This window comes from Bradyrhizobium sp., assembly GCF_049586575.1.
Lineage (GTDB): Bacteria > Pseudomonadota > Alphaproteobacteria > Rhizobiales > Xanthobacteraceae > Bradyrhizobium.
Genome location: NZ_JBAVCF010000738.1, coordinates 1 through 4,735 on the forward strand (window position 1 = coordinate 1; position 4,735 = coordinate 4,735).

Annotated in this window: 3 protein-coding genes; 2 read left to right on the top strand and 1 reads right to left on the bottom strand. The window is 60.0% G+C overall.

The window, feature by feature from the left end:
* Positions 1 to 194 precede the first annotated feature (194 nt).
* The gene (locus WB528_RS26725) at positions 195 to 1,535 is read left to right on the top strand and encodes a S41 family peptidase (RefSeq protein WP_423892350.1); all 1,341 of its coding nucleotides are present in this window, start codon (positions 195 to 197) and stop codon (positions 1,533 to 1,535) included.
* Between the two features lie 16 nt (positions 1,536 to 1,551).
* Here the strand turns inward: WB528_RS26725 and WB528_RS26730 are convergent, their stop codons facing one another.
* Positions 1,552 to 4,215 (bottom strand): bifunctional diguanylate cyclase/phosphodiesterase, encoded by a 2,664-nt coding sequence (locus WB528_RS26730; RefSeq protein WP_423892351.1) that lies wholly within the window; start codon positions 4,213 to 4,215, stop codon positions 1,552 to 1,554.
* A gap of 301 nt (positions 4,216 to 4,516) precedes the next feature.
* Here WB528_RS26730 and WB528_RS26735 point away from each other — a divergent pair, with 301 nt between their 5' ends.
* Positions 4,517 to 4,681: a Flp family type IVb pilin gene (locus WB528_RS26735; RefSeq protein WP_423892352.1), complete on the top strand. Its 165-nt coding sequence runs from the start codon at positions 4,517 to 4,519 to the stop codon at positions 4,679 to 4,681.
* Positions 4,682 to 4,735 lie beyond the last annotated feature (54 nt).

Genomic DNA, 4,735 nt, shown 5'->3' on the forward strand with positions numbered 1-4,735 from the left:
GTGCTGTTGTGGCTGAATGTGTCGCTGATCCGGGATTTGGCTCCGGTGTTGGGTTCGGGCCGTCTTCCGACGCTCTCAAAGCGGCCTCAATGATATCAGACAGATGTCGCGCAGGACCGGTCTGACCGGATAACCAACGAACGTCGCCAGCGGGTCCGAAACGGACACGCGGGACAAATCAAAAGGCTCGCCAAATGCGAAAGAACTACCTGTTTCTCCTCGGCACAGTGACAGGCGTCTGCCTTACCCTCGCTGTTGGCGGGCCGCTGAGCCCGCAATGGATAGCGGGGGCCAAAGCAAAGGTGGATGGCGACGTCTATTCGCAGCTCAATCTGTTTGGCGAAGTGTTCGAGCGGGTCAGGAACGACTACGTCGAGAAGCCCAACGATTCCCTGCTGGTCGAGGGCGCAATCAACGGCATGATCACCTCGCTCGATCCGCATTCCCGTTACATGAACGACGCGGCCTGGCACGAGATGCAGGATACGACGAAGGGCGAGTTCGGCGGACTCGGTATCGAAGTCACCATGGAAGATGGTCTGGTCAAGGTCGTCACGCCGATGGACGACACGCCCGCATCGAAGGCTGGAATCCTGTCCGGAGATTTTATTTCCCAGATCGACGATGAGAACGTGCAGGGCCTTACGCTCGAGCAGGCCGTCAACAAGATGAAGGGGCCGGTCGAGACCAAGACCAAATTGACCATTCTGCGTAAGGGCACCGATGCGCCGATCTTTGTAACCCTCACGCGTGAAATCATTCAGGTTAAGCCGGTCAGCTATCGCACCAATGGCGGCGATATCGGCTATATCCGGATCAGTTCGTTCAGCGAGCAGACCGGCGACGAGCTGAAAAAGGCGATCGCCGATATCTCGAAACAAATTCCGGCGCAGGGCCTCGCCGGTTATGTGCTCGACCTGCGCAACAACCCCGGCGGATTGCTCGATCAGGCGGTATCGGTTTCAAGCGCGTTCCTGGCGCGCGGCGAGGTGGTCTCGACGAGGGGCCGCAAGCCGGAGGAGACGCAGCGGTTTTCGGCAAAGGGCGGAGATATCACCAAGGGCAAGCCGCTCGTTGTGTTGATCAACGGCGGTTCCGCATCCGCCTCCGAGATCGTCGCCGGAGCATTGCATGACCACAAGCGGGCGACCGTGATAGGCACCCGATCGTTTGGCAAAGGCTCGGTCCAAACCATCATTCCGCTCGGCGGAGGCCATGGTGCATTGGCGCTGACGACGGCGCGGTATTTTACGCCGTCCGGACACTCGATCCAGGCGCAGGGCGTCGTGCCCGACATCGAAGTGCTGCAGGACGTTCCCGACGAACTGAAGGGACGCGCCGAAATGAAAGGCGAGGCCTCGATGCGAGGACATCTCGCCGCCGAGGGCGCCGAGCAGACAGGATCGCAGTCCTATGTTCCGCCGGCCGAGAAGGACGACAAGGCGTTGGCCGCTGCCTACAACCTGTTGCGCGGCGTCAGCGTCAACGCGGGCGGCCCCGCCGCAACGGCCACGAAAGCGACGGTACCGAACTAAGAAAAACCGGTCGCACTCAGGCAACCACGGCCGGTCTTGCGTGGTGAGAGAGGAGTATCCTTCTCACCTCGTCGGCCGGCTTCGGCGCGCTGAAGAGATAACCTTGCATTTCGGTGCAGCCCAATCCACGCAGTAACTCCTGTTGCTGCGTGGTTTCGACCCCCTCCGCCGTGGTCGTCATGTGCCGCGCGCTGGCGATGTTCACCACAGCCTGAACAATGGAGGAGCCGTCCGCTTCGGCAAGGTCGTTGACGAAACAGCGGTCGATCTTGATCTTGTCGAACGGGAAGCGCTGCAAATAGCTCAGTGAAGAGTAGCCGGTACCGAAATCATCGAGGGCAATCCGCACGCCGATGGCCCGAAGCTGATGCAGGATATCGAGCGCGGCGTCGTCATCGCGGATCAGAACGGCTTCGGTGATTTCAAGTTCCAGGCGGTGAGCCGGCAGTCCGGAGGCGGCCAGCGCCGTGACGATCTTTAGTGCGAGCGTGCCGCTCTTGAATTGAACCGGCGAAACGTTGACGGCCACGCTGATGGACTCAGGCCAGGTGGCTGCCTCTGCACAAGCCTTCGCCAGGACCCACTCGCCGATCTCGTTGATGAGGCCGGTCTCCTCTGCGATCGGAATGAACTCGACGGGCGAAACCATGCCGCGTTCAGGATGGCGCCAGCGTATCAGCGCTTCACAGCCTGTAATCCTGTCGCTCTGGAGAGCGAGACAGGGCTGGTAATAGACTTCAAGGGCCTCGTCGGCGATCGCCCTGCGCAGATCGATTTCCAACTGGCGGCGGGCGCGGACATGCGCATCCATGGCAGGCTCGAAGAAGCGCCAGGTGCGCCGCCCTGCCGACTTGGCCGCGTACATCGCCAGGTCCGCGTTCTTGAGTATCTGGTCGAGGTCGGTCCCGTGCTGGGGGGCGATCGCGACGCCGATGCTGGCGTCAGAGGTCACCTGGTGACCAAGACACTCGTAGGGCGTGCGGATCGCATCCAGAGCATGCGCGGCCAGATCGGCAACCTCGTCGGGATTTTTCACGCCGGTTTTGACGACCGCGAATTCATCGCCGCCCAGCCGCGCCACGAAATCTGAAGTATCGATACAGGCGCTCAGCCGCCGGGCGACCGACTTCAACAGTTCGTCGCCGATCATGTGGCCAAGGGAATCGTTGACGCTTTTGAATTCGTCGATGTCGATATAGAGCACTGCGAGTTGCCGATCCTCGGTTGCCGAGGCAAGTTCCTGACGCAGCCGTTCGTGGAACAGGGCTCGATTGGGCAGGTCGGTGAGCGCGTCGTAATGCGCGAGATGCCGGATCTGCTCTTCGGCGCGCGTACGCTCGGTAATATCGTCATGGGTGGCCAGCCATCCGCTTTTCAGCGGCTGATTGACGATCTGAATCAAGCGTCCTTCGCCGGTCTCGATGGTGTTGCGGGTTGTCTTTCCGAGCGCGACGTTGCGCCGTACCTTGGAAATGAACGCCTCGACGTCACCTTTGAACGACCCGATCTGTTTGCGGTACAGAAGGAGATCGCGAAAGCTGAGACCGGGCTTTACCACGTCGGGCGACAGCCCATACAGCGAAATATAGCGCTGGTTGCAGACCACGAGCCGTTCGGAGGAATCATAGAGCAACAGGCCTTGCGACATGTTGTTGAGGGCCGTGTCCAGGCGCAGCTTTTCGATTCGATGCTGCTGGTGCAGCTTGCGAATGAAGAGAAACAGCATGGCCGCGATGACCATCGAGGAGAGGGCTGCCACGAGAACCAAAAACCGGGTTTGCGCCCGCCAGTCCGCCAGCGCCGCATCGACCGTCATGCTTGCGACGATGGCGAGTGGGAAGTGTTGCAGGACCTCGACGGATGCCAGCCGCTTCTGTCCGTCGATCGGACTGGTCAGGCGCAAGGTGCCACCGGTTGCGAGGGACATGTAGGCGTAGACGTTGCTGGTCCGGATATTGGACCCGATCATGCGCTCGACATGCGGATAGCGCGCCAGCAGGATTCCGTCGCGCCGGTAAATCGAAATCGCGGCACCTTCGCGCAATACGACGGAGGCAAAGTATTTCTCGAACGTCGCCGGCAAGATCGTCCGCGTGACGATCCCTGCGAACTCGCCGTTCGGCCCGTCCAGTCTCTGAGCGACGATGTTGGCCCACTGATGGGAAATGCGGCCTTGCACGATTTCGATCTGGATCGGCGTGGACGCACTGCCGGATTTGAGAGCCTTGAAATAGCTGCGATCGGAAACGTTGACGTCCGGGACCGGCCAGACCTCGGAGGAATTGATCAATGTGCCGTCGGCGGCGAACACACTGATGCCTGCCGCGTCGGAATAGGCGCTGACCCTGGTTCGCAGTTCCTCGTGCCATTCCAGTGTGGACAGCTGCCCTTTCAGTATTTCGGGGCTTGTTTCACTGGAGCGGACGTGAGCCGCGATTTCCTTCAGAACGATGGTGAAATCTTCGAGCTGCTGGTCAAAATGACGGTTGATCAGCTGCACGGTATTTTCAAGCTCGCGCTCCTGGCTGCTCAAGGCCCGTTCGCGGAAACTATCGACCGTGACGACGGTGCCAATCGCGATCGCTGCGATCAGGAACGCGCCGCCGCCGATCAGCCAGCGGATTGGACCGCTGGAAAGAAAAGCCTTCAGGTCGAAGGAGCCACTACCGTCTGCCGTCATCGCGATCGCCACCACATGCGAATGCCGGTCAGTTCCCCATGCCGGCCCAAGACAGGTACAGCAGCGGTATGGAAGTGGGGTTAGCAATCGGAGTTAACCGTCAGTGAATTCGGCCGATTTTATTTTCAGACAAGGCAGCAATTGCCGGTCAGCGCGGTGCTGTTTGGGGAATTATTTGCCCGATCGCGCGGGGCTCACTTGGGCTTAACCATCTAAAGCCCTGAACGCCTTGTCGTCGCATTTGGCACGCGCCTTGGGATGCCTTTCGGGTCGCGGACATGGGCCTGGAACGGGCACTTAAATGAGGAAGCTTGCGAAGGCATTTGTCGCCGATGAATCCGGTGCAACGGCGATTGAATATGGATTCATCGCGGCGAGTATTGCGCTGGCGATCATCCCCGTGATGAACGGCCTCGGTGCGAAGCTCAACACGAAATTCGCGGCGATCAACACGTCGCTGAAATAGCGTGGTGCCTGTTTCGCCGCTGCCGGTGAAGACGCTAGCGGAGTAGATTTGACA